We start from the raw sequence: 25,029 nt of genomic DNA, 5'->3' as shown, positions 1-25,029 counted from the left end.
ATGACTCAAGAGAGCACACATACTACTCATAGCACCTATCCACTTCCTCAGGCACTTACCCGTCTTCAGGATCAACCTCAAGTTCAAAATCTGCTTGCGCGCGCACTTCATGAGCACAAGCTTGGCCACGCCTATCTGTTTGTAGGAGCTCCTGGCTCGGGTAAAGGTCTTGCAGCTAAAGCTTTGGCGCAGTGCGTGCTTTGCGCTCAAGGCGGTGACGCTGCCTGTGACGACTGCATTCGTATTTCTCGCGGTACTCACCCTGACGTTCACGTACTTACTCCAGCTTCCGCAAATGGCTACCTCATTGAGCAGATTCGTCAGCTCATCGCTGATGTTAGTCTGGCGCCTATGCGCTCAACTCATAAGATTTACGTGATTGACCGCGCTGATTTGCTCAGAGAAAATTCTGCAAATGCACTGCTCAAAACTATTGAAGAGCCACCTGTAGATACCATCTTTATTCTGTCTGCACGTTCTTCTTCTGCGGTGCTTCCCACCATTGTTTCTCGTTGTCAGGTAGTTGCGTTTAGAACGCTCACTGACGCTGCTGCTAAAGCCGCTATTATGCGAGAGATTTCCGCCACAGAGCAGGAAGCTCGTATTGCGCTTGCAGCAACAGGAACCCCTGGTAGAGCTGTGGAGTTTTTGCAGTCTTCTACGAGAAAAAACATTCGCAGACAGCTCATTGATGTTTTTGGCAACCTGCTCAGAAATGACTCGTGGGATGTACTCACTTCCGCAAAAGAGCTGATAGAAGCTGCAAAAATTCCTCTTGGTGACGTAAGGCGAGCTCAAGAAGAGGCCCTCGCTCAAAATGAAGACTTTCTTACCAGCGCTGCGTTAAAGCAGGTTGAGGCGGCAAATAAGCGAGAACTCACAGCGCGCGAGCGTTCGGGTATCATAGAAATGTTGGCAATTCTGGAATCGCTTCTTCGCGACGTACTGTTGTGTTGCGAAGCGGTTGATGAAGAGATAGTAAATACGGATGCAGCAGGCATTATTGACCGTGTTGCATCTCAAACTCATACCCAGGGTGTTTTGGGGGCTCTTGCTGCGGTGCAAGAGGCTCAATACAACCTGGACCGCTCTGTTTCTCCCCAGCTAACCCTTGAGGTTATGCTGCTGCATATCAAGGAGGCACTTACATGCCCACCGTTGTCCCGGTGAAATTTGAATACGCCGCGCGCGACCTTTGGTTTGATCCAAAGGAGTCCGGCGTTCTTGAAGGTGACCACGTTATCTGCCAGACCGAGCGCGGTCTAGAGATTGGTCTTGCTGTTGCTGATCCTCGTGAGATTTCTCAAGAGGAGTTTGAGTACAAGACAAATAAAGCCGAGCTCAAAGACGTTATTCGTGTAGCAACTGACGAGGACCTTTCTCGCGCAGAAGAGCTTGCCGCTAAGGGCGAGGCTGCGCTTCCTGTGTTCAGGAAGTTTGCTGTTCAAGAAGAACTTGAGATGAAGCCAATTGGCGTCGAGTACCTTTTTGATGGCGAGAAGGTCGTGTGTTACTTCTCGGCTGATGATCGCGTGGACTTTAGGCAACTTGTGCGCGAGCTTTCTCACGAGCTTCACGAGCGCATTGATATGCGTCAGATTGGCGTCAGAGAAGAAGCAGCAGTTATCGGCGGTTATGGTCATTGTGGACAAGAGCTCTGCTGTAGAAGGTTTGGCCTCTCTTTTGAGCCAGTTTCTATTCGCATGGCAAAAGAGCAGGATTTACCGCTGAACTCCACCAAGATTTCCGGTGCTTGTGGCCGCTTAATGTGCTGCTTGCGCTATGAGTTTGAAGCGTATCGTGACTTCAAAAACCGTGCTCCAAAGCGCAACGCCGTTATTGAGACTCCTTTGGGCATGGCAAAAATTGTTGAATACAACACGCCAAAAGAAGAGATTGCCCTTCGCCTAGAGAGTGGCAAGGTAGTACGCATTCCTCTTGCTGATATGGACGCCTCGCCTGCAGCACAGCAGAAGTCGGAAGACCTGGGTTGTTCTTGCAGGCCAGACAGCGTTTCTCGCGCTGCACTTGAGCGCCTCGACTCTGTTGAGGTTCAAATGGCGCTGGCAGAGCTTGATCGAGCAAACGGCCTCATTGTTGATGAAGAGCCAGAGATTAATCCAGACCTCTTTGTTACTGAGGCTCCAAGGCGTAAACGTGAACGCTTTGAGCAGAACTCTGCAAATAAGCAGGAAAACGCCAAGAATTCTGGTGCAAGAAATGCCCGAGAAGAGCAAGGCGCCCAAAGTTCTTCTCGCACCCGTCGTGTAAGAACTTCAAAGAATGCTCAGGTAAATCCTGGTTCTAGTACTTTTGATGCTGCAACAGATACGCTTCGTCGTACCCGCCGCCGTCATCACGCAACAGAAGAGGGCACTGCAAATACTCAGGCTCCTCAGAAAAATGAGCAGGGTTCAGCTCCTGCACAGAAGCAGCCACAGGGTAAGCGCTTTAGAAGGACAGATGCTCCTCAGGCACCACAGAAAGCCGATGAGGCACAGGCACCAGTTCGTGCAAAAAGGACTCGTCGTCCAGGTGATAGGGCGGGCATGAAGACCCAGAACGCCCCACAGAGTGCTTCTGGTTCTAATGGTGCACCTAACGCTGCATCTAGAGACACTCAGCCACAAAACGCTGCACGTCGTAGACATAGAAGAACTGGACGCGATGATCGCGGTCGCGGTTCAAAGGACAACGCGTAATGTATACGCTTAAGACTGAATATGCCTTTGACTCAGCGCATTTTCTTACCAACTACTATGGCAAGTGTGAGAATCTGCATGGTCATCGTTGGCATGTGACTGCTTGTATTTCTGCTGCAGAGCTTGGTGAGTCTGGTACAGAAAAAGATATGGTTATGGACTTTGGTGTCTTTAAGCGCAAGGTCCGCGCGCTATGTGATTCCCTTGATCATACGTTTTTGATTGAGGAGGGTTCTCTTTCTGAAAAGACGCTGACTTGTCTTAAAGAAGAGGGTTTCTCGCTCACTATTTTGCCGTTTAGAACAACAGCAGAAAACTTGGCTAAGTATCTCTTTGAGCAACTTGAGTCAGAAGGTTTGCCTGTCTCTTCCGTTGAGGTCGATGAGACCCCTAACAATTGCGCCATATATTTAAAAAATATGAAGTAACCTGTTGTTTTTTAAAGCTCGTGCGAGCAACGTAACCTCGATGGGTATACTCTACGTATGTAGAGGTTTTATCTTTTGGCGAGGTGGAATTTCATGGCTCACGGAGCGTTGCGAGGTGTCAATTTAACTGGTTGGCTTACGCTTGAACCGTGGGTAACTCCTGAGCCGTTTGCACGCACAGGGTGCGTTGATGAGGCTCAGCTCATTAAAGCGCTGGGCGTTGAGGACTACCACAATCTTGTTAAAGCGCATCGTTCTTCATTTATTCAGAGTTCTGACTTTGTCAGCATTGCCGCTCGTGGTTTTAATGCGGTAAGAATTTCTGTGCCTTGGTACGTTTTTGATGAAGAAGCTGCGGGGACTCCATATGTTAGCTGCATTACCGAGCTTGATAGAGCTCTTGAATGGGCAGAAGAACTTGGCCTGCACGTTATTTTTGTACTGGCAGTAAATCCAGGTTTGCCTGATGGCTTGAATGACCAGCCAGGTGGTGCTCCGCGCACGAGAATTTCTGGGGAGAAGTCGCTTTCTATTCTGCATAAACTTGCTCTTCACTATGCTCACCGCAGCGGTTTTTATGGCATTGAGGTAGCCGATGAGGTTAAGCCTCGTGTGCGCAGGGGCTTTAAGCTCACAGATGGTATTCCTGGTCACTCGCTTAGAAACTATTATCGCCGTGCTTATGAGACCATTAGATCTGTGGCGGGAGAAGAGCCTGTGGTCATTCTTCCAGATGGTGGCTGGCCTCAGGGATTTAGGCGTTTTATGAGCCAGCAGGCCTATCAAAACGTTTGGCTTGATGCACACCTTGATAAACCCTGCGAGGGAATTGATTGCTCAGGTCCTCGCGGTGTACAGCAGCTTATTGATAAAAACGAAGCGTATTTGAAGACTTCTGCTTCAGGCGGTCTGCCGGTCATGGTGGGTAAGTGGTCAGCATCACTTCCAAGCATTGACGGCGCTATGACGGCAGAGGGAAGAATTGCACTTGAGCGCATTTACACTTCCGGCCAGCTCAAAGTGTACAATACGTGTCCTGCATGGTTCTTCCAGACCTGGAAGACCTCCGCATTTTTGGCTGCATGGGACGCACGCGTTGCGCTTGCAACGTTTGAGAGGGGAATGCTCGAGTAATGACAGAATCTACTCTTTTAGCAGGTAAACTGTCTATTGTGGGCACGCCTATTGGTAACCTTTCGGACGCGTCAGCGCGCGTTAAAGAAACGCTTGCAGCAGCAGATGTCATTTTATGTGAGGACACGCGCGTGACCTCAAAGCTCCTCTCGGCGTTTGACATTCATGTACCGCTACAGCGCTGTGATCAAAATATTATTGAGTCGCAAATTGAGCCAACGCTTGAGAGGCTTCGCGCGGGTCAGCGTGTTGCGTTTGTGTCAGATGCCGGCATGCCAGGCATCTCTGACCCGGGTCAGCATTTGGTTGATGCGGCGCTTTCAGAAGGACTTGCAACGGAAGTTATTCCGGGTCCTTCTGCGGTAACCTGTGCGCTTGTTGCATCGGGCCTAGCAAGTGAGCATTTCTTCTTTGAAGGATTCTTGCCCAGAAAACACGGGCAGATTGTTCAGCGCTTGCAGCAGCTTGCGCAAATTCCTGGCACTATTGTGCTGTATGAGTCTCCGTTTAGGGTGCTCGCAACGGTCGAGGCCATAGCCGAGGTGTTTCCAACCAGGCAGGTGGCTCTTGTCAGAGAGCTTACTAAGCTGCATGAAGAAGTGATTCGTGACGTGGCTCCTTGCCTTGTTGAGACACTTGCTGCAAAAGAAAACCTCAAAGGCGAGTGTGTTTTGGTTATCGCGGCTCCCACAGATGAAGAGCTTGCCTCTGCATCATTGCAGGCAGAAGGAGAGTCTCAGCTCTCGCTTGAAGATGCAATAGAGGCTGGTCTTGCTGGTGGTACTAGAAAATCAGCCCTGGCCAAGGAGCTTGCTCAGAAGTTTGGTATTGCGCGTGACGAGGCATACCAGGCAATTCTTGCTCACAAGGCATAATCACCATACCAACACAAAGAACGCCCAGCATTTGCTCTATACTGGATAAGTTATTGCAACTTACACAAAGGGAGTCATTATGCCCGAGGCCAAGCCGTCATACTTTATTACCACCCCAATTTATTACGTCAACGCAAAGCCACACCTGGGAACTGCGTACTGCACCCTGCTTTGCGATATCCAGGCTCGCTTTAGACGCGCTGCTGGTTACGATGTATTTTTCCTCACCGGTATGGACGAGCATGGCGAGAAGGTCGCTCTTGCTGCAGCTGATCACGGTTTGTCTCCACAGGCATGGTGTGACTCGCAGGTTCCTTTCTTCAAGGGACTCTATGAAGAGCTGAATATCTCATATGACGACTTTATCCGTACCACCGATGAGCGCCACGTAAAAGCAGTCCAGTATCTGTGGGAGCGCATGCGTGAGGCTGGCTTCATCTATAAGGGATCTTACGATGGTTGGTATTGCATCCACGAGGAGACCTTCTTCACCGAGACTCAGGTAGAGAAGGCAGATGAAGAGGCTGGTTGCAAGGACGCACATCTCTGCCCAGATTGCCATCGTGAGCTTGAGCGTGTCTCTGAGGAGTCTTGGTTCTTCAAGCTCTCTGCATTCCAGGATAAACTGCTTGAGCTCTATGCTAAGCACCCAGATTTCATTGAGCCAGATTTCCGCGCCAACGAGGTTCGCAGCTTTGTTGAGTCTGGTCTTCAGGATATTTCTGTATCCCGTACCAGTTTTGACTGGGGTGTTCCAGTTCCTTTTGATGAGTCTCACGTAACCTACGTCTGGTTTGATGCTCTTCTTAACTACTACACCGCTGTTGGCTATGGTGATGATAGTCCAGAGGCTGCTGCCATGAGAAAGCGTTTCTGGCCAGCTCAAATGCACGTTGTTGGTAAGGACATCATCCGCTTCCACTGCGTCATTTGGCCTGCAATGCTTATGGCTCTTGGTGAGGCTGTGCCTGAGCACATTTTTGCTCACGGCTTCCTTAACGTCCGTAACTCTGAGACCGGCGTTGTTGAGAAGATGAGCAAATCTCGCGGAAACGCTATTGCACCTAAGGATGTTTTGGATCTTCTGGGTGTTGAGGGCTACCGCTATTACTTCATGACCGATGTCACCCCTGGTGAGGACTCGGGCATTTCCTTCGAGCGCATGGAGCAGGTCTATAACGCCGACCTGGCAAATAGCTGGGGTAACTTGGTTTCTCGCGCCCTTAACATGAGCGATAAGTACTTTGAGGGTGTCACCCCAACCTTTGATGGTTCTTCTGTTGCTGCAGACCATCCACTGCGCAAGCTAGCTGAGGGCATCTATGACCGCTACGCCGCTTGCATGGAGAAGATGGACTACGTGGGCGCTAAGAACATCATCATGGAGCTTGTCCATGCAGCTAACCACTACATTGAAGACGCTGCTCCTTGGACGGTAGCAAAAGACCCTGAGCGCGCATCAGAGCTTGCAGAGATTATCTATACGCTGCTTGAGTCTATCCGCATTTGCGCACATCTCTTTATGCCATTTATGCCTACTACGTCTGCAGAGGTCCTGCGCCGTATGAGCCTTGATGAGGCAGAGATTAACTCCACAGATACCCGCAGCGAGTGCGTATGGGGCAAGCTTCAGGGCGGCCTGGCTGTCTCTAAGGGAGACGCTCTGTTCCCACGTCTTGCAAGCAAGTAATCGTGGTGGAGCACGCATCGCATCAAACATCGTGGCTTGCCAATCAGCGCGCCACTAAAGAAACGCTGGAACGTTTTGGCCTTGCCACCAAATATAGGCTGGGCCAAAACTTCCTGGTACAAGAACACGTTATCGAGAAGATCGTTCAGCTTGCTGAGGTTCAGCCTACTGACGTGATTGTTGAGGTTGGGCCCGGTTTGGGTACCCTTACGGTGGCCTTGCTCGACAACGCCCGTGCGGTTTGCTCGCTTGAAGCAGACTCTGAGCTGGAGCAAGTCTTGGCGGTAACCTGCAAAGAGCCTCATCCAGACTCGTTTGCGCTGGTTATGGGAGATGCTCTGGCAATCACGCCGCAGAAGCTTGCCGATGCCTACGGTGCACTTCCTGCCGTTACTCAGAGCGCAATCCCGGTTGCCCCGATGCCAACTAAGTTTGTATCTAATCTGCCGTATCAGGTGGCAGCTACGCTGATCCTTAAGTTCTTCCAGGAGCTTCCTTCACTTGAGCGAGCGGTAGTCATGGTGCAGGCTGAGGTAGCCGACAGAATTGCTGCCAAGCCTTCTACCAAGGCATATGGCGCTTACACTGCAAAGTTGTCTTTATTTGCGCAGGTTACTGGCAGATTTGAAGTGGGTCCTGGCAACTTTATGCCTCCACCACGCGTCAACTCTGCTGTGGTCCGTCTTGATCGCACCCAGGCGAGAAACCCGGTGACCTCCAAGCTTCTTTCTGAGGAAGAGCTCTTGCATACCATGAGGGTCATTGACGCCGCCTTTGCACAGCGTAGAAAGACCATTCGTAATTCAATGAGTGCTTCTGGTTTTGATAAAGACAAGCTAGACCAGGCGTTTCTCGCCACAGGAATTGCGCCTACGGCGCGTGCAGAAGTTTTGACCAGCCAAGACTTTATTTGTCTTGCGGCTGCTTTGGAGCCTTTGAGTGAGTAAGAAAAAGCATCATCTACCAGCAGAAGAAGTGGAAGCACTTTCGTTTTCTGACGGTCAGTTATTCCACGATATTTACGGTACGCCTCGGCCGACACCGCTTGTTTTGGCGCCTGTTGCCGATACCCATGGTCATTTGGGCAGTCTTCACGAGTACAGCGCTGCAGAGTCTCTTGCACGAGCAGCAGCAGCGGGCGTTCGCATGCTTATTGTGCCCGTAGACATTGCAACGGAGTTCCCTCGTAAGTGGGCAGATACCAGCGCTTTTATTGCATGGTTTGAGGATACTTTGAACAAGGCTCGCGCTGCTTATACAAAGCTGGCTGAGGCAAATCTCTGCATACCCTGCGATTTACCTGCAGAGTATTTGTTTGAGCACACGTATTTTGTAGTTGGTGCACATCCGTATAGTGCACCAGACTACAACCAAGAAGCTGAACAGCGCTTGTTTGAGTTGCTTGAGTATCCTCTTTGTGTTGGCGTGGGAGAGATTGGCCTTGATTTTGGACCGTACTGCGAGGTTTCAGAAGAGGTCCAGCGCCAAGTATTTGAGCGCCAGCTCTCCATTGCACACGAGCATAATCAACGCGTTGAATTACACCTACGTGATGGTGCTGATGATACACATGCTCATGATTTGGCGCTTGAAATTTTGAACCGTATGGGAGTGCCTAAGGCTGGCTGTGACCTGCATTGCTACACCGATGGTCCTGAGATCATGAAGCCCTTTGCAGATCTTGGTTGCTTCGTGGCCTTTGGTGGCGCAGCAACCTTTAAGCGCTCAGATGATATTCGAGCTGCAATGATTTCCTGCCCAGAGGCACAACTGCTCTCAGAGACTGATTTCCCCTACATGGCACCAGAGCCTTTACGTGGAGGGGAGTGTACGCCAGCGATGGTGGTGCACACGGTTGAGCGCTTGGCGGAGCTTCGTTGGCAGCGACTTGATATCCCCAAAGAGAAGACGTATACCATACTGTGGGAAAACGCCCAGCGCTTTGTAGGACTTGCATAGCACAGTAGGAGGTGAGCACATATGACAAAAATCCTGGTAGTAGAGGATGACCATCAGATTCAGCAAGAGTTGGTGCTCCTGCTACAAAGAAACGGCTTTGAGGCCCAGGCTCTCACGTCTTTTGAGTCTGCACCTCAACAAATTGTTGCTGCTCATCCAGACCTGGTTCTGTTGGACCTTAACCTCCCAGGTATTGACGGACAACAGATTTGTCGAGAAGTACGACAGCTCTCAAACGTTCCCATCATTGTAGTTACCAGCAGAAATACTGACCTTGATGAGCTCATGGTGCTTTCGTTAGGAGCGGACGATTTTATCGCCAAGCCCTATAACACTCAGATTTTGCTTATGCACATAACCTCGGTTTTGAGGCGTGCAAATAGCGATGTCACAACAGGAACAAAGCTTTCACATGCAGGCGTGACACTTGATTCTTCTTCCTGCAAAGTTTCTGCAAATCAGAAGAGCGTTGAGCTGACTAAAAACGAGCTTAGGATACTTTCACTTTTGATGCAAAATGTGGGAACGGTTGTTTCTCGCCAGCGTATTCAAGAGGAGCTGTGGCAGTCGGACGAGTTTGTTGATGACAATACGTTGACGGTCAACATTAGCCACCTCAGAAATACTCTTGCAAGCATTGGCGTTGAGGACTTTGTGATGACACGCCGCGGACTTGGCTACGTTATTGAGTAGGCTGTCATGACGTTTTTTAAGTATCTAAAAAATCGGACTATCTTTTTTCTTGCGCTTATAGCTAGCAGCACGTTAATTGGCTTTATGCTTAAGGGCGTTGGACTTAACGCGTTTGCTATTGCCTACTGTATCTTGGTCTTGTGGGTAGTAGGAGTGGCGGCACTTCTAGCCGATTATTTTCATCGTCGTTGGTTCTACCAGCAGCTTGCTGAGAATTTGGCGGCAACTGATAAAGAGAGCTATCTGGTTCCTACCATGCTGGACACACCTTCAACGCTGGAGGAAAAGCTTTTTAGGGACGCGCTTTCAAGCATGTCCAAGTCTATGATGGATCAGCTTGCTGATGAGCATATGCGATCAAAGGAATATCGCGAGTACATTGAGATGTGGGTGCATGAGATTAAGACTCCCATTGCTGCAGCTCATTTGGTTGCTCAGAATAATCCATCACTACCTATGGATGATGTACAAACGCAACTTACCAAGATTGAAACTCTGGTAGAGCAGGCGCTCTTTTATGCACGCAGCGCATCTGTAGATCGAGATTTTTCTATTCGAGACGTCAATTTGCAGTCCATCGTAAAAGATGCTCTTAAAAACAACGCACGCGTCTTCATTGACGCTGGTGTATCTCCGCATTTTGATGACTTGGCCCACGTGGTCAAGGCTGACCCAAAGTGGCTTGAGTTTATTTTGCGACAGCTCCTCATTAACGCTGCAAAGTATTCAAATCCAGAGCTTTCACCTGGCGAGAAGAACGTTTGGATTTCTGTCTCTGTCTCAGAGCCACGTGAGGGAACTACTTCAACCACTCTCTTCATTAAGGATAATGGCATCGGTATTCCTGAAGAGGATCTTGCCCGTATTTTTGATAAGGGTTTTACCGGTCAAAATGGTCGCAAGTACGCAAAATCTACCGGTATGGGTCTCTATCTCTGCTATGAACTCTGTAATAAGATGGGCCTTAAGCTGGCTGTGAGCAGTACAATTGGTAAAGGTTCAACCTTTTCTATTACGTTCAACCAGTCTTTTACGGATTTAAAATGAAACTAATTAATAATGAAAGTACGAGCAAAGCAGACTACATCGTAGCTGCTTTGCTCGTACTGAATACAGCAATTCATTTTTATCCAGAAGTATTCCCTTATCCACAGCAGATAAATGCATGCATTTTTGTCTCTATCTTCCTCTTGCAAATTTTTAGGATAGTCAAATTAAGAGAAAGAAAAGTAATCACCTATGCACTTTTGGCTATGAGCCTTTTAGCAGCAATTGCGTTAGTTCTCAATTAGAAGCTCCCACAATTCATCCGTTTGAGGATCGCTTCCTACTGGGAAGGTATGCTGACTAAAACGCTTGAATCCCCAATGTGAATAAAATGCCTTAGCAGGCTCATTGTGTTCCCAAACACCCAGCCACACGCGCTTCTTACCCTTCTCTTTTGCTAAATCAAGGGCAAATTTCATGAGCTTTGATCCAAGGTGTAGGCCTTTGTAACGCGGAAGGATATACAGGCGTTCAATTTCAAGCGAGTCATCGCGCTGACCCTCGGTTTGCTCATAACGCGTATTGAGCTTCAGGTAACCAGCTACTTGACCTTCTACCTCAACAAAATAGAAATATGAGTGTTTAGCAGCAAGCTCACGGGTAAGCTTTTCTGTGTTGTAGAGCGAGTCAATGCAACTTGCTAAATCATCTGCTGTATTTGAGTCAATAAAAGTGTCTACAAATGTCTCAACGCTAAGCTTCTGCAGTGTGCGCAAATCGGCTGTTTCAAGCGGTCGGATTGAAACGTGCACGTCATCAATATTAATTGTGTTTCTCGTCTGACGATATGCATCAAGGTCAAGAGAGAGCACATGGTGGAGGACGCCAAAGTGATCAAGCACCTTAGAAGATACCTGCGTAAATCCAGCTCGCTCATAGAAGGGCTGAGCTTTGAGTTGCGACTCAACTAACACCTTGGAAGCACTACTTTCTTGTGCCAGGTAATCGAGGGTATCGTGCAGCAGCTTTGAGCCAATGCCGGCGCCTTTGTTGCTGACACATACGCGCCCAATAAGAGGGGAGTTGTATGACTGTCCTGTATCAATGATGCGTAAATATGCAGCTACCGAGTCAGTATCCTGATAAAAGACATGGGTAGAAACTTGATCAACGTTATCAAGATCGTTGTACATAATCTGCTGATCAACAATAAACGTTTCTGCTCTTAGAGAAAGAATTTGATATAACTCTTTAGCGGTAAGCTGCCCAAATCTTTTAATTACTAACTGCATAGCATGCCCCTCCCGTATGCTTGATAGTGATATTTTGACACATCAAAGTGAGAAAAGCGTAAGGTTTCCGTAAGGTCAATCGATGGCAACGTAAACGGTAGTGCGGGAGTATATATCTCAAGATTTACTCGCTCCCAACGAAAGGACGCAACATGGCAGCTACTCAAGTAACTCCAACTCAGCCAACTGTTGTGGCTGGACAATCTTCAGCACTTACCCCTCACACCGTCTTGGTTTGCCAAAACCTCGAGAAGTACTATGGAACTCGTGGAAATGTCACTAAGGCGCTGGACGGCATTAATCTTTCTGTAGCTCGCGGTGAGTTTATCGCTATCATGGGTCCTTCCGGTTCTGGCAAAACTACACTTTTGAACTGCATCTCTACCATTGATCAGGCATCTGCGGGCCACATCTTTATTGATGACCAAGAGCTTTCCAGACTACGCGGCGCAGAGCTTTCTGCCTTTAGACGCGACCGCTTAGGCTTTATTTTCCAGGACGCAAACTTGCTTGATAGCCTTACTGCTCGTGAGAATATCGCGCTCTCTTTAACCATTGGTCACGTCCGTGCACAGGAAGTTTTGGAGCGCGTTGAAAACGTTGCCAAGCTGCTTCAGATTTCTGAGGTGCTTGATAAGTTCCCTTACGAGATGTCCGGTGGTCAGCGCCAGCGTGTTGCCGCAGCCCGAGCAATTGTTACCAACCCTTCGCTGGTCCTTGCAGACGAGCCAACCGGCGCACTTGACTCAAAGAACGCCCGCACGCTCCTTGAAAGCCTTGAGAACCTCAATCGTAACGGTGCAACCATTGCTATGGTTACTCACGATTCATATGCAGCTTCTTATGCTCATCGCGTCATTTTCATTAAGGATGGCCGCATCTTTAATGAGATTGTTCGTGGTGAGAAACCCCGCAAGCAGTTCTTTGACCAGATTATGGACGTTGTTTCATTCCTGGGAGGAGAGGGTGCTGATGTACAGTAAAATCGCGCTTGGTAACGTCAAGAAATCACTGCGCGATTTCAGCATTTACTTTCTGACATTGGCAGTAGGCGTTGCACTATTTTATTCCTTCAATTCAATTACTCAACAATCTATGGTGTTGAATCTTTCTGAAGATCAGAGACGCATTGTTCAGCTCTTAAGTAATACCATCTCTGGAGTAAGCGTTTTTCTTGCCGTTATTATGGGATTTCTTGTTGTCTACGCTAATCAATTTCTGATTCGTCGTAGGAAAAAAGAATTTGGTATGTATCAGATACTGGGCATGACCAAGAGAAATGTCTCTAAGATTATGAGTATTGAGACACTGTTTGTTGGTTTTCTCGCCCTGGTAGTTGGCCTTGTTGCAGGTATTTTTATCTCTCAATTTATGATGTTTGCAACGGCCCACATGTTCAACACAACTCTTGATTCATTCAAATTTGTCTTCTCGCAAGCTGCGTTGATTCAAACGGTTATTTACTTTGTGGTCATGTTTGTGGTTGCACTGATTTTTAACGTCACCACGGTGTCCCGCTATAAGCTTATTGACCTTCTTAACGCAGACAAAGTAACTCAGACCGTCAAGGTAAGGAATCTTACTGTCTCAGTGCTGCTCTTCTTGACCTCTCTTGGAATCATTGCTTATTCCTATATCCTGCTTCAGCACAATGGTTTAAAACAGATAGATGACGAGTTTGCCATGGCTACTGCTTTGGTATCTGTGGGCACAGCACTCTTTTTCTTCTCAATCTCTGGTTTTTTGCTCAGATTCATGCAGATGCAGAAGGGCTTCTACTACAAGGGTCTTCACTCATTTATCCTGCGTCAGTTTAATGCCCGCGTTAATACTGCTTGGGTTTCCATCTCTTTAGTCTGCGCCATGCTCTTTGTGGCAGTTTGTGGACTTGGTACGGGTTTCTCGCTTGTTGACTCTTTGAACGTCAGTTTCTCCAAGCTTAAAACGTACGATGTTTCTGTATCAATCAATCCAGGCTCAGAGCGCAGTTATACTCCTGGCCCAGCGGATTCATATGACTATCTCTCTGTAGTGCAGAAGCTTGATCCAGAGTGGGATAAAACTATCAAAAATGCCTTCCAGGTAGATACATACTTTGCTCAAAGTGATCCAACAACGCCTAGTTTTACGTATAGTTCTATTGATGCTGTAACAGGCAAGCGCTTTAGTGATTACTTTACCGGCTATAGTGGCCAGGAAGATCCTGCGCAGAAAAACGTAACTTTGATGCGAGCTTCTCAGTACAACAAACTGCGCGTTGCATCTGGGCTTGAGCCTGTTGACTTTGGTACAAACGGCTATATGGTTTGGACGCTTGATACTAATCTCACAAAATACTGGCAGGATTCTCTTGCTAATAATCCTGAACTCACCATTGAGGGTCACAAACTTCATGCTGTTGGCGGAACACTCGACATTGCGCAAACACAAGGCGGACCTGCTCTTATGCCCGCATTTGGAATTGTGGTTGTTGCTGATCAAAGTTTCCCTTCAAGCACCGTTTTGACCAACTCATATATCTTAGGCAACTATCAAACCCCAGGCGATGCTTCTGAAACGCAGTTCCAGGGTCAAATTAAGCAGTACTTTGGTGATGGTGCCGTAACTGGTAGCGATTCCGATCCTTATTCTTTAATGCTTGTGGTCACCGCTTCCGAGTACATTCAATCGACTGCTGGATTCTCTGGTATTGTGACGTATCTGGCGCTGTACATTGGCCTGGTACTCTTCATTGCGTGCGCCGCTATTCTGGCACTTCAGCAGCTCTCCGAGGCATCGGACAACGCTCGTGCGTATCAAGTTCTTGCAGAACTTGGTGCCGAGAAGGGCCTTGCAAGTCGCGCACTCTTTGTTCAGATTGGTGTGTACTTCCTGTTCCCACTGCTTATGGCAGCTGCGCACGCTACTTGTGCGATGTCCATTATGGTTTCTGTCATTAAGTCGATTGGCAACTTTGATGTAGCTAGCAGCATTGGTGGAGTGGTTGCAGTAGTAGCTGCTTTGTATGGCGGATACTTCCTGGTTACCTTTTTTGCTGCACGTTCGATCATCTTTAGAGGTGCCAAGAGAATGCAGTAAGTTGCGTCGCCGTGTTGTAAATTCGTGAAAGAAGGACGGATGTTCCTCTGTGGAGCATTCGTCCTTCTCGCTTAGGTAAAATAGAAACGTTATGTCAGATGGTATCTGTGCAGAGCACATACTCAAGGAGGCATCATGGGTCTTTGGTCAAAGGTTAAAAATGTGTTTGTTCCTTCTAACGGAACAGAGCAGCCTCAGAAGGCTACATTTGCTACCAGGGAAGACACTATCTATGCACCGGTTTCTGGTGTCCTGGTAAGCGTACAAGAGGTTCACGATGAGGTAATCTCAAGCGGTCTCTTTGGCCAGGGCTATGGCATTTTGCCTGTTGGCCTTGATTGCGTCTATGCTCCTTGCAATGCTCGCGTTACCGCAACTAACGTAACCAATCACTCAATTGGCCTTACCACAGACACTGGTATTGAGATTTTGATTCACATTGGTGTTGGCACTATCGAGATGAACGGCAAGGGCTTTACCCGTTACGTTCACGCTAACGATGAGGTCAAGGCCGGTACTCCACTGATTTCATTTGATGCTGCTGCCATTGAAGAAGCAGGATATGAGAACGTTGTAGTTGTTACCGTTGTTAATGCAGACCAGTATGAGCGCATTGATCTGATTGGCGAGTCTGGAACACTGATTGGTGGTCGTCCACTGGTTAAGATTGGCGATCCTCTGATGTGCGTCAAGCACTAGGGTTTCTCGCCAGCAAAACATCTGCAATAAACGAGGTTTTACATGCTTAGAGTTACTAAGGCAATTCTTCACGTCTTTGATTTTGAGACGGGAACTAAATACTTTTCTCAATCTACTCTGGATTTAGAGGATCGTCAGACAAAGTCGTACGTACAGCGTAGACTGCGTAAAATTACGGCAAATCCAGAGTCCAGGCACGGAGAGTTTGCTCCTACCAGCAATTTTGCTGGAGGTCTTCAGGAGTATGCTCACGGAGACGTTGAGTTTGTAGAGTTTTCTCATCAGATTGCCCAGTGGTTCTGGGAAGAGCTTCGTCGTGCTGATGACGTTGAGCAGTGCGATCTACTTGTGGCGGACTACCTTGATACCGATGCTGGCCAGGCGCTTGCTAGTGCTGCTGCAGACGATGAGGACGCTCAGGCTGAGGCATTTGAGGGCGAGGGAAGACGTCTTTTTGCCATTGTGCTTCTTCCGCGTAAGCAGGCCTTTATTCATGACGTAAACGGTTCTGCAAATGAGATTTTGCGCCAAGATGCAACACTGCCTTCTCCTACGCAAAAAGTTGATTCGTATGCAGTCATTGATCTGGACACTTGCGCTATTGATTTTCATGATCATGATCGCTCTGTAGCGGGAGAGGGAAAGTTCATCATCCCAGAACTCTTCCTTGAGTGCTCATCGGAGGCTTCTAGTCATGAAGTTATTGGCGAGGTAACTGTTATTGTTCAAGACTTGGCAGAAGAATATGGTCTTGAGCCTGCCGTTGAGGTGTCTCGTGCCAAGGCTGCCGTTGCAGAAGCAGCAGAGGTAGAAGAGGTAGTTGATCCTATCAAGGTTGGTAAGCGCATCTTTGAGGAGCGTCCTGAGATTCAGGAAAAGTACGAGGCTCAGGTGGCAAGCAGAGAGCTCCCTGAAGAAGTTCCTGTTAAACGCGGTGTTGCTAACAGAATTGCAAAGAATCATAAGATTCGCACTGATACAGGAATTGAGATTTCATTCCCCTCAAACCTAACGGATCGTCCAGGTTACCTAGAATTTTCTCACGAGTCTGACGGTAGGATTACCATATCAATAAAAAATGTTGCACATATTGAAAACCGCTAAATCCTATCTCTGACCTCACAATTTAGAGCCAAAACTCCCCGAAATTTGTTTCGGAGAGTTTGTAAATTACGTATCTTTTTGAATATCATCGTGTATCTCGGGTAGAATAGTCTCTCAAAGGTCACACCGTACTACTAAACGTTCTAGGAGACCCTTATGAGTTTAAAGAAACAGCAAAGCACCACCATTGAGGAGCAGAGCGCTGCTCTTTTCAATCGTCGTGATGCTCTTAAGATTTTTGCCGGCATGGGCATTGCTGCCGCTGCCGTTACTGCATCCCTAATCAACACCCGTCCTGCTTTTGGTGTTACCCAGGCTCAGATTGATGCTGCTCGTAGCGATTACGATGCTGCTCAGAAGCTACTCGATGAGATTTCTAATGAAGTCTCCAACATGCAAGCAAGCCTCAATGACACTAACTCTCAGATTGGCGCTATTTCTGATCAGATTGCAGATAAGCAGAATCAGATTGATGCTAAGCAGAAAGAGATTTCTGAAAAGGAAGCTCAGATTGCCGAGAAGAGAAAAGAACTTGGCGCTCGTATGTCCAGCAACTACAAGGCTGGCCCAGCTGGTGCTTTGGAGATGATTCTTTCTTCTGCAAGCTTTGAGGAGCTCACTTCTAACATTTACTACCTCGACAAGATTTCTGAGTCCGATCAGAAGATGATTGAGGAAGTTAAGAACCTGAAGGCCGCTCTTGAGTCTGATAAGGCTGCTCTTCAGTCCGAGAAGACCGAGCTAGAGAATAAGAAGGCTGAGCTTGAGAATCTCCGTGCTTCTCAGGAGTCTCAGCTTAATGACATTTCTGCTCGTCAGGCAGACGCAGCAAACGTTGTTGCAAATCTTGATGACAATGTCAAAGAGCTTATTGCCCAGCGTGATTCTGAACTTCTTGCTGCTCAGCAGGAGGCAGAGCGTGTTGCTGCTCAACGTGCTGCTGCATCAAGCGACAGCGGTGGTGGTAGTAGCTACTATGGCGGTGGCGGCGGCGGAGGAACCTCTTCTGCTGGTTCCGGTTCTGCCGCTGCAGTTGTTAATGCTGCAGGCTATACCGGATCTACCGGTGCTGGCTTCTGTGCTGCTTGGGTTTCCAATGTCTTCTCAAACGCAGGCGTTGGCACCTTCTATGGCAACGCTTGTGATATGTACTATTCCTGGTGCTACTCTACTGATCAGAGCGCTATTGAGCCTGGCATGATTATTGCTGTTCCAACCCTTGGTGGTTCTGCTGCAGCTCTGATTTACGGCCACGTTGGCATCTACATTGGTGGCGGCATGGTCAGGCACTGCCTCTCTGGTATTGTAAGAAGCCAGAGCTTGAGTTCTTGGATTTCTCAGCTTGGTGCTTTGAGTACTCCAAGGTGGGGCTGGCTTGGCGGCGTTGTCCTAAGCTAAGGCATTGGCCCCTCATAACTTGTTATGTAAAAGAGCTTGGTTGCATGCAACCAAGCTCTTTTTGATGTCTCTTTGACGCAAAAAGGAAGGGCGCAGATGCCAGAAGCACCTACGCCCTTCTCGCCCTATACAGGGGGAGTGGATTACTCTTCAACCTCGAGAAGCTCAATGTTGAAGTTAAGGTCTTTACCAGCCATTGGATGGTTGGTGTCAAAGACGATAGTGGTGCCGTCGTTAGAGACAACGGTTGCCATAACAGGGTATCCCTCAGGAGTGCCCAGAGTAACCTGCTGACCTGCAACAAGATTCTCAGAGCCAGGAAGCTGAGCTACGGGAACAGGCTGCACTGCCTCCTCATGGCGCTCACCATATGCCTCTGCTGCTGGAATGTGGACGTCAACAATCTGGCCAACGGTCATATCTTTGACAGCCTCATCAAAACCAGGGATCATCTGACCAGCCATGCAGGTAAATGCCAGTGGTTCGTTGCGATCACGGGAGGAGTCAAACTTAGTTCCATCATCAAGAGTGCCTACGTAGTGGACCTTTACCTTTTTACCTTCGTTGCTCATGAAACTCCAATCGTTAAAAACATATCTTTGGCATTCTACCCAAGAGTGACGCAAATCAACCTTTGAATGATAAAGGTATAAAATACTTTACATTCAGTTTGAAAGGTATGTAATGGAAGCTCGCTTAGCTCCTCATAATTTTATTGGTGTATTTGACTCGGGCGTTGGTGGCATGAGTGTGCTTAAACACCTTGTTGCCCAAATGCCTCACGAGGAATTTCATTATTTTGGCGATTCTGCATTTGCTCCTTATGGTACTAAACCAAAAGCGCAGATTGCCCAGCGCTCTAGTGCTATTGCTAAAAAGTTTATTGATGAGGGTGCTAAAGCGCTGGTTATAGCTTGTAATACTGCTACAGCTGCTGCTGCAGACGAGCTGAGGGCAACCTATCCTCATGTACCTATTGTGGGTGTTGAGCCAGCTCTTAAGCCTGCAGTAACTGCATATCCTCATGGAACAGTGGTTGTTCTGGCTACAAAAGCAACGCTCTCTTTGCAGAAGTATCACAATCTTGAGTCGCGCCTACATCCTTCTGCAAAGGTCATCTCTATTCCAGGAGAAGGCCTGGTGGAGCTTATCGAATCTGGTCAGGCTGATTCAGAGCAGATGCATAGCCGCCTGACTGAGCTTTTGGGAGACTATGCTGGTCAGGTAGATGCTGTGGTTCTTGGTTGCACCCATTATCCCTTTATCAAAAAGCAAATTAGCTCCGTTTTAGGAGACGTAGAATTTTTTGATGGTGGTGCAGGTGCTGCTCATCAGCTTAAGCGTTTGCTTGAGCAGAAAAACCTACTTGCTTCTGCAGATGTCGCTGCTGACAAGAACAATAGCGTCGTAGAGCCTGATATTTTATTCTCATCAAGCATAGATACTCCTGAAGAATTGGAGTTCTACCAGGAGTTTTTCTCGCAAGATATGTAAGCGTGGCTGGGTAAGCGTATTACTTAAGCTTAGTCTCAAGCCACTTTTTGAGCACTACTGCGTTGTTGTACGTAGTGTCTTTGTCCGAGAAAAGCAGTGTTACGGTAGATTGATCAAGCTTTTTAAGCTGTTCGACAAAGGCATCTGCGTCAGGATTGCTGTCAAGTTCAGCTGTATAGGTAGACACAAAGCTATCAAAGCGCTCTGGATCGTGGTTGAATGCTTTTCTGCACTCAGTAGTAGGAGCAATGGTTTTAGCCCATTCATCAGCGTGTAGGTTCTCTTTTTTGATACCACGAGGCCACAGTCTATCTACCAGCACGCGATACCCATCGTCAGCTTCTGGCGCATCGTAAGTCCTCTTAAGGTTGATATTCATTTTTGCTCCCTTCAGCTCATGTACGTTATACCGCAAAATATCTATTCGGTTACAAACTATTTAATAGGACTAGGTATTCATATCCGCATGTTTATGATGAAGTTCATTCTTTAAAACCCACGGAGAAAGGAAAGCCATGGCAAACTCAGTGGAGAAGAAAGACATCGATTGGACAGCGCTTGGCTTCGCATATACGCAGTGTGACTACAGCTATGTTGCCCACTACAAAGACGGTGCTTGGGATGAGGGTGGCCTTACCACCGACCACAGCATTACACTGTCTGAGTGCGCAAACATCTTCCATTATTGCCAGGAAGTTTTTGAGGGTTTAAAAGCTTACACCACAGTCTCTGGCGATATTGTCTGCTTCCGTCCAAACCTTAACGCTCAGCGTATGGTTAACTCTGCATCTCGTCTTGTCATGCCACCATTTCCTGAGGATAGATTTGTTGCTGCTGTTAAAGAGGTTGTTTTTGCAAACGCAGCATGGGTTCCACCATTTGGCACAGGCGCTACGCTGTATGTTCGTCCCTTTATGATTGGTACCGGAAATACTGTTGGTGTTAAGCCATCTCCTACCTATGAGTTCCGCATTATGGTCACTCCAGTTGGAGCTTATTACTCCAACGGCGTTGCTCCTGTTGCACTGACCGTTTCTCCTTATGACCGCGCCGCTCCTCACGGAACCGGTAACATCAAGGCTGGCCTTAACTACGCCATGTCTCTGTACCCAACTACCTGGGCACATGAGCAGGGCTTTGCAGACAGTATGTATCTTGACTCTGGCTCTCGTACCTATGTTGAGGAGTCCAGTGGCGCAAACTTCCTCTTTGTTGATAAAGAGGGAACCCTGGTTATTCCACAGTCTTACACTGACTCCATTTTGCCTTCTATTACCCGTCGCTCTTTGGCAACGGTTGCTAAAGACCTGCTGGGCATGAAGGTTGTTGAGCGTCCTGTTCGCTTTGACGAGCTTGACCAGTTTGTTGAGTGCGGCATGTGCGGTACTGCTGCTGTTATTTCTCCTGTTGGCAAAGTTGTTGACGGACAGAAAGAGATTGTTTTTGGCGTTGGTATGGAGGCTGTTGGACCAGTTATGTCTAAGCTCCGCAACACGCTGACCAGCATTCAGTCTGGCGAGATTGAGGCTCCAGAGGCAGACTGGATTTGCAAGATTTGCTAAGGCTTGTGTTTTCAATAGCGCTTTGCTTTTAACACAAAGGCGAGAAGATCAATCGATCTTCTCGCCTTGTTTTTATCTGTAAAAGCAGGATACGTGCGACGGCTATGCCTTGACGCTTATGCCTTGTGGGAAGAGCCCAGGTTATCCATGTGGCTTGCGACAATCTGAGTGATTGCTTCCATACCAGGAACGGAAGGCTTCTTTGGATCAAAGTTGCCAGGGTTTTCTGACATGTACTTCATGAAGGCTGCGGTAAAGACCTGGCGGAGCTCGGTTGCGTAGTTAACCTTGCAAATACCGTTCTGAATTGCCTCTGCTACCTGGTCATCTGGAACGCCAGAAGTACCGTGAAGAACCAGAGGAATATCAAGGCGCTGACGGATTGCCTTGAGGACGCCCTGCTCAATGTGAGGAGTGCCGTGGTAGACGCCGTGAGCGGTACCAACGCCAACTGCGAGAGAAGTGCAGTTAGTGCGAGCGACAAACTCCTCAGCCTGGTCTGGATCAGTGTAGGGGTTCTCGCCCTCAACAGCTGGGCCGTCGTCCTCTTTGCCGCCAACTTTGCCAAGCTCTGCCTCAACAGGAAGGTTGATAGGACCAGCAAACTTGGTTACGGATGCGGTAAGTGCAATATTGTCCTCAAATGGAACGTGAGAGCCGTCAATCATGACGGAGGTGTAACCGGCACGAGCTGCCTGGATGCAGCGGTCAAAGCCGTCACCGTGATCTAGGTGAAGAGCAACAGGAACAGTTGCCTCTTCAGCAGCACAACGAACCATGGCAGCAAAGTAATCAAGGCTTGCGTACTTGATGGTGCCAGGAGTGGTCTGAAGAATAACAGGGGAGCGGCGCTCTTCTGCTGCCCTAACAACAGCCATTACAAACTCAAGGTTCTCAACGTTAAAGGCGCCAACAGCATAATGGCCAGCCTGTGCGTCAAGAAGCATCTGCTTAGTAGTAACGAACATCTATTGCTCCTTTCGCCCTAAAGGGCTCTTTGATTGACTGAAAAAAATTGTAACGTTTCTCTTACTCTGTTACGTAACTTTTCTAGAAATAGTTTTGTCTTTGTAACCTTTGGCGAGAAACCCGTCTTGCTTCATCTTATTCAGCAATCTTCTTGATTGCGACCTGCTTATGAATCTTAGTTGCAATATCCTGATCAAAGCGACCGGTGCCCGCAGATAGGCAACTTGCAGTAGCGCATGACAGCGCAAAGGTAAGACACGCTGAAGTTGGCTTTTTCTGAGCAAGTGCAACAGCAAATGAGCCAACAAGGGTATCTCCTGCACCAACAGGATTGATAGCTTCAATTTTTGGAGGATTTGCTCTAAAAGTTCCTTCATCAGAAACCATGAGCGCACCTTTTGCACCAAGTGATACAATTACAATTTTAATGCCGCGTTTGTGCAGCTCTTGAGCTGCCTCAATGACCTGGTCTTCTGTAGTTACTTCTCTTCCTAGAAGTTGACCAATTTCATCGGTGTTTGGTTTGATCATGGTAGGAAGGGCATCAATACAGGAGGTGAGTAGTGTACCTGATGCGTCTACGATGCAAGGCACGCCCGCAGCCATGGTCTCTTCAATAAGTTCTTTGTAATTTTCGGCAGAAATGCCCTTGGGAACACTGCCATTAAAGGTAACAACTTCGGCTTCTTTGGTAAGCTGGACAAGCTTTGCCTTGAAAGCAAGGAATTCTTCAGGAAGTACAGGCTGTCCAGGCTCTAAGAATTCAGTTGATTGCCCGTTTGGCTCCAGGATATTAATGCATGAGCGGGTTTCTTGCTCAGTGTAAATAAAATCGCTGGTAATACCATCTTTATGAGCCAGCTCAACAAGGTATCTTCCGTTATTACCGCCAACAAATCCTGTGGCACAAACGGGGTAGTTAAGAGTTGTAATGGCTCGTGAGGCGTTAAGACCCTTGCCGCCCGCACTGTTATCTACTACCGAGACTCTGTGTACCGTTCCATCTACAACAGGAGAGTCCAAGTAGTACGCCTTATCAATGGATGCATTGAGTGTTACGGTAACAATCACGCATATCACCTCGTCTAAAAGACAGTGCACACAAAGTGCTCAGAGGAAAGCAGGGGCAAGAAACACTATGGAACAGCGCCACTGCAAATGAAATTGGATTAAATCTATTTAACCAAAGCGCCATCAAGAAACTTTTCTTTAGATGTTATAAAAAAAGATACCAGTACATAATTTCTTAATACCAATTTTATTTTCTCGCCGTATTTTAGCAGGATTTTAGGGTTGTTTACTACATTTATTACGTATAAAGGCACGTTATAAGAACTTCTAATTTTTCAAGAATAGCTCTAAATTTTTAGTGCATCATCACAATTTATCCATATATCTACCTGCGAAAATAACAACGTGTGTACCGTTTACGGTAAAAATAGTACCGTTAAGCCGTCGATTGTTAACGTACACATCTCAAGATGCTCACTAGACTATACTTATGTTAGGTTGTTATCTGGTATCTACCACTTAGAGAGAAGCTTCAACACCCCTCATTTTCCGCGTAGCTCCCCAGATAGTTTCCAACTCTTTGAAAGGAGTTTGACATGGTAGGTTGCGTTTTAACTGGTCATGGAACTTTTGCAAACGGTCTTGCTGATGCTTTAAAGATGATTGCTGGTGAGCAAGAAGCTTTTGTTCCCGTTCCTTTTATTGAAGCCGGTGCTGCAACGTTCCCAGAAACTCTTGCTGCAACAATTTCCGATCTTCTTGACACTACTGACGGTGTGCTGGTTTTCTGCGATCTGCTTGGCGGAACACCTTTTAATCAGTCAATGATTATTGCTCAGAGTTATTCAAACGTAGAAGTTGTTACCGGTACAAACCTTCCTATGCTTCTTGAAACACTTGGTAGTCGCATGGCAGATACCTCTCTTGAAGAGCTGGTTGATACTGCTGTTTTAGCTGGTAGCCAGGGAGTTGTTCATAAGCGTCTTGAGCTTGAGGTTGAGCCAGAAGATGACATCTTCGGAGACGATGGTATTTAAGTAGCGTTTTGTTGTTGAGTTAAGGAGATGCACATGGCAAATCTAGCAGAGAACATTCTTGCTTCATCCATTGTTCTTCTCGCGTTCTTGGTAATTTTGGGCCTTATTTATTCCTTCTTCGTTTGGAGAGCCTCTTCTAAAAAGGCGGGAACAACTTCAGAGTTTCTGAAGAATCTTCATGCAGGTCAGAAAGTTAAGACTAATAGCGGAATGTATGGCGTAGTTAAAAACGTCAAAAAAGAAACAGTAGATGTTGAGTTTGCTCCAAATGTGGTCATCACGTTGGATCGTTGGGCGTTAATCAGCGTTTCCAACAATAAATAAATTTGCAGTAAAACACGCAGCGCAAGTTGCGAGTAGTGCGATGAAAATCGCAGATAGCACGCACAAGTGTGCGTGCAAAGAGAGGAGAACTTGTTATGGGAGAACCAGATATCAAGCTTGCTCGAATCGATAATCGTTTGATTCATGGTCAGGTTGCTACTCAGTGGAACGGTACCCTTGGAACAAATCTTATCCTTGTTGCTAATGACGAGGTCGCAGGCAATAAGATGCGCCAGGGCCTCATGGATATGGCTGCACCAAACGGTGTTGCAACCAGGTACTTTACGCTCCAGAAAACTATCGATGTTATCCACAAGGCTTCAGCAAGCCAGCACATTTTCCTTGTTGCCGAGAATCCAGAGGATGTCCTCACTCTGGTTAAGGGCGGTGTTCCAATTAAAAAAGTGAACATCGGCAATATGCACATGGCTGAGGGAAAGCGACAGGTCGCCACAAGTGTGGCGGTAGACGATAAGGACGTCGCTGCCTTTCGTGAGCTTCAGGAATTGGGGGTGACTCTAGAGATTAGGCGTGTTCCTACGACCCCGGTCGAGGATATCTCAAAGCTATTCGAGTAAGTTTTGCGCGCAACT

26 protein-coding genes are annotated in these 25,029 nt (G+C 47.6%); 21 read left to right on the top strand and 5 right to left on the bottom strand.

Translation table 11 applies throughout. The features are described 5' to 3' along the window. The 11 genes from ACO5GU_RS01145 (at position 1) to ACO5GU_RS01095 (ending at position 10,773) form a co-directional block, all read left to right on the top strand. A complete protein-coding gene (locus ACO5GU_RS01145; protein WP_484929697.1) occupies positions 1 to 1,170 on the top strand; it encodes a DNA polymerase III subunit in 1,170 nt (389 codons plus the stop codon). Continuing rightward, a complete protein-coding gene (locus tag ACO5GU_RS01140) occupies positions 1,149 to 2,702 on the top strand; it encodes a PSP1 domain-containing protein (RefSeq protein WP_484929696.1) in 1,554 nt (517 codons plus the stop codon). Before ACO5GU_RS01145 ends, ACO5GU_RS01140 begins: the two co-directional genes overlap by 22 nt. Beyond that, positions 2,702 to 3,130 (top strand): 6-pyruvoyl trahydropterin synthase family protein, encoded by a 429-nt coding sequence (locus tag ACO5GU_RS01135; protein ID WP_484929694.1) that lies wholly within the window; start codon positions 2,702 to 2,704, stop codon positions 3,128 to 3,130. Before ACO5GU_RS01140 ends, ACO5GU_RS01135 begins: the two co-directional genes overlap by 1 nt. Before the next feature lie 93 nt (positions 3,131 to 3,223). Further along, positions 3,224 to 4,264, top strand: a complete 1,041-nt coding sequence (locus ACO5GU_RS01130) for a glycoside hydrolase family 5 protein (RefSeq protein ID WP_035431958.1) — start codon at positions 3,224 to 3,226, stop codon at positions 4,262 to 4,264. Continuing rightward, on the top strand, positions 4,264 to 5,139 hold the full coding sequence (gene rsmI / locus ACO5GU_RS01125; RefSeq protein WP_484929691.1) for a 16S rRNA (cytidine(1402)-2'-O)-methyltransferase: 876 nt from the start codon (positions 4,264 to 4,266) through the stop codon (positions 5,137 to 5,139). The genes ACO5GU_RS01130 and rsmI overlap by 1 nt, the downstream gene beginning before the upstream one ends. Before the next feature lie 79 nt (positions 5,140 to 5,218). After that, entirely contained in the window at positions 5,219 to 6,829 is a 1,611-nt protein-coding gene (metG, locus tag ACO5GU_RS01120; RefSeq protein WP_484929689.1) for a methionine--tRNA ligase, read from the top strand. 2 nt (positions 6,830 to 6,831) lie between these two features. Continuing rightward, positions 6,832 to 7,776 (top strand): 16S rRNA (adenine(1518)-N(6)/adenine(1519)-N(6))-dimethyltransferase RsmA, encoded by a 945-nt coding sequence (gene rsmA / locus ACO5GU_RS01115; RefSeq protein ID WP_484929687.1) that lies wholly within the window; start codon positions 6,832 to 6,834, stop codon positions 7,774 to 7,776. Then, a complete protein-coding gene (locus tag ACO5GU_RS01110; RefSeq protein ID WP_484814363.1) occupies positions 7,769 to 8,788 on the top strand; it encodes a TatD family hydrolase in 1,020 nt (339 codons plus the stop codon). The genes rsmA and ACO5GU_RS01110 overlap by 8 nt, the downstream gene beginning before the upstream one ends. A gap of 21 nt (positions 8,789 to 8,809) precedes the next feature. Continuing rightward, entirely contained in the window at positions 8,810 to 9,481 is a 672-nt protein-coding gene (locus tag ACO5GU_RS01105) for a response regulator transcription factor (RefSeq protein WP_484929685.1), read from the top strand. 6 nt (positions 9,482 to 9,487) lie between these two features. Continuing rightward, complete coding sequence (locus ACO5GU_RS01100; RefSeq protein ID WP_484929683.1) at positions 9,488 to 10,528, top strand: sensor histidine kinase; 1,041 nt, start codon at positions 9,488 to 9,490, stop codon at positions 10,526 to 10,528. Continuing rightward, positions 10,525 to 10,773 (top strand): hypothetical protein, encoded by a 249-nt coding sequence (locus ACO5GU_RS01095; RefSeq protein WP_484929681.1) that lies wholly within the window; start codon positions 10,525 to 10,527, stop codon positions 10,771 to 10,773. The genes ACO5GU_RS01100 and ACO5GU_RS01095 overlap by 4 nt, the downstream gene beginning before the upstream one ends. On the opposite strand, the gene ACO5GU_RS01090 is transcribed toward ACO5GU_RS01095, so the two are convergent. Next, positions 10,759 to 11,760 carry a GNAT family N-acetyltransferase gene (locus ACO5GU_RS01090; protein ID WP_484929679.1) on the bottom strand — a complete coding sequence of 334 codons (1,002 nt, stop codon included), beginning with the start codon at positions 11,758 to 11,760 and terminating at the stop codon, positions 10,759 to 10,761. The two genes, ACO5GU_RS01095 and ACO5GU_RS01090, sit on opposite strands and share 15 nt — an antisense overlap. A 152-nt stretch (positions 11,761 to 11,912) precedes the next feature. Between ACO5GU_RS01090 and ACO5GU_RS01085 the strand changes: the two genes are divergently transcribed. The 5 genes from ACO5GU_RS01085 (at position 11,913) to ACO5GU_RS01065 (ending at position 18,039) form a co-directional block, all read left to right on the top strand. Continuing rightward, positions 11,913 to 12,743 (top strand): ABC transporter ATP-binding protein, encoded by an 831-nt coding sequence (locus ACO5GU_RS01085; protein WP_484849347.1) that lies wholly within the window; start codon positions 11,913 to 11,915, stop codon positions 12,741 to 12,743. Then, positions 12,733 to 14,838, top strand: a complete 2,106-nt coding sequence (locus ACO5GU_RS01080; RefSeq protein ID WP_484812523.1) for an FtsX-like permease family protein — start codon at positions 12,733 to 12,735, stop codon at positions 14,836 to 14,838. The genes ACO5GU_RS01085 and ACO5GU_RS01080 overlap by 11 nt, the downstream gene beginning before the upstream one ends. Positions 14,839 to 14,973: 135 nt before the next feature. Continuing rightward, positions 14,974 to 15,537, top strand: a complete 564-nt coding sequence (locus ACO5GU_RS01075; protein ID WP_035435711.1) for a PTS sugar transporter subunit IIA — start codon at positions 14,974 to 14,976, stop codon at positions 15,535 to 15,537. Between the two features lie 42 nt (positions 15,538 to 15,579). After that, positions 15,580 to 16,641 (top strand): nucleoid-associated protein, encoded by a 1,062-nt coding sequence (locus ACO5GU_RS01070; RefSeq protein WP_484929676.1) that lies wholly within the window; start codon positions 15,580 to 15,582, stop codon positions 16,639 to 16,641. Positions 16,642 to 16,797: 156 nt separating this feature from the next. Further along, a complete protein-coding gene (locus ACO5GU_RS01065; RefSeq protein ID WP_484868692.1) occupies positions 16,798 to 18,039 on the top strand; it encodes a coiled-coil domain-containing protein in 1,242 nt (413 codons plus the stop codon). A gap of 143 nt (positions 18,040 to 18,182) precedes the next feature. Here ACO5GU_RS01065 and ACO5GU_RS01060 read toward each other — a convergent pair whose 3' ends face one another. Then, positions 18,183 to 18,611 (bottom strand): FKBP-type peptidyl-prolyl cis-trans isomerase, encoded by a 429-nt coding sequence (locus ACO5GU_RS01060; RefSeq protein ID WP_035427939.1) that lies wholly within the window; start codon positions 18,609 to 18,611, stop codon positions 18,183 to 18,185. A 112-nt stretch (positions 18,612 to 18,723) separates the two neighbouring features. On the opposite strand from ACO5GU_RS01060, the gene murI reads away from it, so the two are divergent. Then, the gene (murI, locus tag ACO5GU_RS01055; RefSeq protein ID WP_484929674.1) at positions 18,724 to 19,533 is read left to right on the top strand and encodes a glutamate racemase; all 810 of its coding nucleotides are present in this window, start codon (positions 18,724 to 18,726) and stop codon (positions 19,531 to 19,533) included. A 19-nt stretch (positions 19,534 to 19,552) separates the two neighbouring features. Here murI and ACO5GU_RS01050 read toward each other — a convergent pair whose 3' ends face one another. Beyond that, on the bottom strand, positions 19,553 to 19,912 hold the full coding sequence (locus tag ACO5GU_RS01050; protein ID WP_484846163.1) for a DUF488 domain-containing protein: 360 nt from the start codon (positions 19,910 to 19,912) through the stop codon (positions 19,553 to 19,555). Positions 19,913 to 20,048: 136 nt separating this feature from the next. Here ACO5GU_RS01050 and ACO5GU_RS01045 point away from each other — a divergent pair, with 136 nt between their 5' ends. Further along, on the top strand, positions 20,049 to 21,095 hold the full coding sequence (locus ACO5GU_RS01045) for a branched-chain amino acid aminotransferase (protein WP_484929672.1): 1,047 nt from the start codon (positions 20,049 to 20,051) through the stop codon (positions 21,093 to 21,095). A gap of 116 nt (positions 21,096 to 21,211) precedes the next feature. On the opposite strand, the gene ACO5GU_RS01040 is transcribed toward ACO5GU_RS01045, so the two are convergent. Beyond that, on the bottom strand, positions 21,212 to 22,063 hold the full coding sequence (locus ACO5GU_RS01040) for a class II fructose-bisphosphate aldolase (RefSeq protein WP_035434830.1): 852 nt from the start codon (positions 22,061 to 22,063) through the stop codon (positions 21,212 to 21,214). Positions 22,064 to 22,199: 136 nt separating this feature from the next. Continuing rightward, positions 22,200 to 23,135, bottom strand: coding sequence for a 1-phosphofructokinase family hexose kinase (locus ACO5GU_RS01035; RefSeq protein WP_484929669.1), 936 nt, complete (start codon positions 23,133 to 23,135; stop codon positions 22,200 to 22,202). A 536-nt stretch (positions 23,136 to 23,671) separates the two neighbouring features. On the opposite strand from ACO5GU_RS01035, the gene ACO5GU_RS01030 reads away from it, so the two are divergent. The 3 genes from ACO5GU_RS01030 to agaV all read left to right on the top strand — a co-directional run bounded on the left by ACO5GU_RS01030 (position 23,672) and on the right by agaV (position 25,014). Continuing rightward, positions 23,672 to 24,112 (top strand): PTS sugar transporter subunit IIA domain-containing protein, encoded by a 441-nt coding sequence (locus ACO5GU_RS01030; protein WP_484888053.1) that lies wholly within the window; start codon positions 23,672 to 23,674, stop codon positions 24,110 to 24,112. A gap of 33 nt (positions 24,113 to 24,145) precedes the next feature. Then, on the top strand, positions 24,146 to 24,436 hold the full coding sequence (gene yajC, locus ACO5GU_RS01025) for a preprotein translocase subunit YajC (RefSeq protein ID WP_035427932.1): 291 nt from the start codon (positions 24,146 to 24,148) through the stop codon (positions 24,434 to 24,436). A gap of 95 nt (positions 24,437 to 24,531) precedes the next feature. Beyond that, positions 24,532 to 25,014 carry a PTS N-acetylgalactosamine transporter subunit IIB gene (agaV, locus tag ACO5GU_RS01020; RefSeq protein ID WP_035427931.1) on the top strand — a complete coding sequence of 161 codons (483 nt, stop codon included), beginning with the start codon at positions 24,532 to 24,534 and terminating at the stop codon, positions 25,012 to 25,014. The last annotated feature ends 15 nt before the right edge of the window (positions 25,015 to 25,029 follow it).

This window comes from Lancefieldella sp., assembly GCF_057237245.1.
Note: the sequence above shows the minus strand (reverse complement) of the source record. Positions and strands in the feature narration are given on the sequence as shown.

What these genes read in the sequence shown, in the direction of transcription:
- ACO5GU_RS01145 (WP_484929697.1), top strand. Translation starts at nt 1, where the DNA reads ATGACTCAAGAGAGCACACATACTACTCATAGCACCTATCCACTTCCT.
- ACO5GU_RS01140 (WP_484929696.1), top strand. Translation starts at nt 1,149, where the DNA reads ATGCCCACCGTTGTCCCGGTGAAATTTGAATACGCCGCGCGCGACCTT.
- ACO5GU_RS01135 (WP_484929694.1), top strand. Translation starts at nt 2,702, where the DNA reads ATGTATACGCTTAAGACTGAATATGCCTTTGACTCAGCGCATTTTCTT.
- ACO5GU_RS01130 (WP_035431958.1), top strand. Translation starts at nt 3,224, where the DNA reads ATGGCTCACGGAGCGTTGCGAGGTGTCAATTTAACTGGTTGGCTTACG.
- rsmI (WP_484929691.1), top strand. Translation starts at nt 4,264, where the DNA reads ATGACAGAATCTACTCTTTTAGCAGGTAAACTGTCTATTGTGGGCACG.
- metG (WP_484929689.1), top strand. Translation starts at nt 5,219, where the DNA reads ATGCCCGAGGCCAAGCCGTCATACTTTATTACCACCCCAATTTATTAC.
- ACO5GU_RS01105 (WP_484929685.1), top strand. Translation starts at nt 8,810, where the DNA reads ATGACAAAAATCCTGGTAGTAGAGGATGACCATCAGATTCAGCAAGAG.
- ACO5GU_RS01100 (WP_484929683.1), top strand. Translation starts at nt 9,488, where the DNA reads ATGACGTTTTTTAAGTATCTAAAAAATCGGACTATCTTTTTTCTTGCG.
- ACO5GU_RS01095 (WP_484929681.1), top strand. Translation starts at nt 10,525, where the DNA reads ATGAAACTAATTAATAATGAAAGTACGAGCAAAGCAGACTACATCGTA.
- ACO5GU_RS01090 (WP_484929679.1), bottom strand. Translation starts at nt 11,760, where the DNA reads ATGCAGTTAGTAATTAAAAGATTTGGGCAGCTTACCGCTAAAGAGTTA.
- ACO5GU_RS01085 (WP_484849347.1), top strand. Translation starts at nt 11,913, where the DNA reads ATGGCAGCTACTCAAGTAACTCCAACTCAGCCAACTGTTGTGGCTGGA.
- ACO5GU_RS01080 (WP_484812523.1), top strand. Translation starts at nt 12,733, where the DNA reads ATGTACAGTAAAATCGCGCTTGGTAACGTCAAGAAATCACTGCGCGAT.
- ACO5GU_RS01075 (WP_035435711.1), top strand. Translation starts at nt 14,974, where the DNA reads ATGGGTCTTTGGTCAAAGGTTAAAAATGTGTTTGTTCCTTCTAACGGA.
- ACO5GU_RS01070 (WP_484929676.1), top strand. Translation starts at nt 15,580, where the DNA reads ATGCTTAGAGTTACTAAGGCAATTCTTCACGTCTTTGATTTTGAGACG.
- ACO5GU_RS01065 (WP_484868692.1), top strand. Translation starts at nt 16,798, where the DNA reads ATGAGTTTAAAGAAACAGCAAAGCACCACCATTGAGGAGCAGAGCGCT.
- ACO5GU_RS01060 (WP_035427939.1), bottom strand. Translation starts at nt 18,611, where the DNA reads ATGAGCAACGAAGGTAAAAAGGTAAAGGTCCACTACGTAGGCACTCTT.
- murI (WP_484929674.1), top strand. Translation starts at nt 18,724, where the DNA reads ATGGAAGCTCGCTTAGCTCCTCATAATTTTATTGGTGTATTTGACTCG.
- ACO5GU_RS01050 (WP_484846163.1), bottom strand. Translation starts at nt 19,912, where the DNA reads ATGAATATCAACCTTAAGAGGACTTACGATGCGCCAGAAGCTGACGAT.
- ACO5GU_RS01045 (WP_484929672.1), top strand. Translation starts at nt 20,049, where the DNA reads ATGGCAAACTCAGTGGAGAAGAAAGACATCGATTGGACAGCGCTTGGC.
- ACO5GU_RS01040 (WP_035434830.1), bottom strand. Translation starts at nt 22,063, where the DNA reads ATGTTCGTTACTACTAAGCAGATGCTTCTTGACGCACAGGCTGGCCAT.
- ACO5GU_RS01030 (WP_484888053.1), top strand. Translation starts at nt 23,672, where the DNA reads ATGGTAGGTTGCGTTTTAACTGGTCATGGAACTTTTGCAAACGGTCTT.
- yajC (WP_035427932.1), top strand. Translation starts at nt 24,146, where the DNA reads ATGGCAAATCTAGCAGAGAACATTCTTGCTTCATCCATTGTTCTTCTC.
- agaV (WP_035427931.1), top strand. Translation starts at nt 24,532, where the DNA reads ATGGGAGAACCAGATATCAAGCTTGCTCGAATCGATAATCGTTTGATT.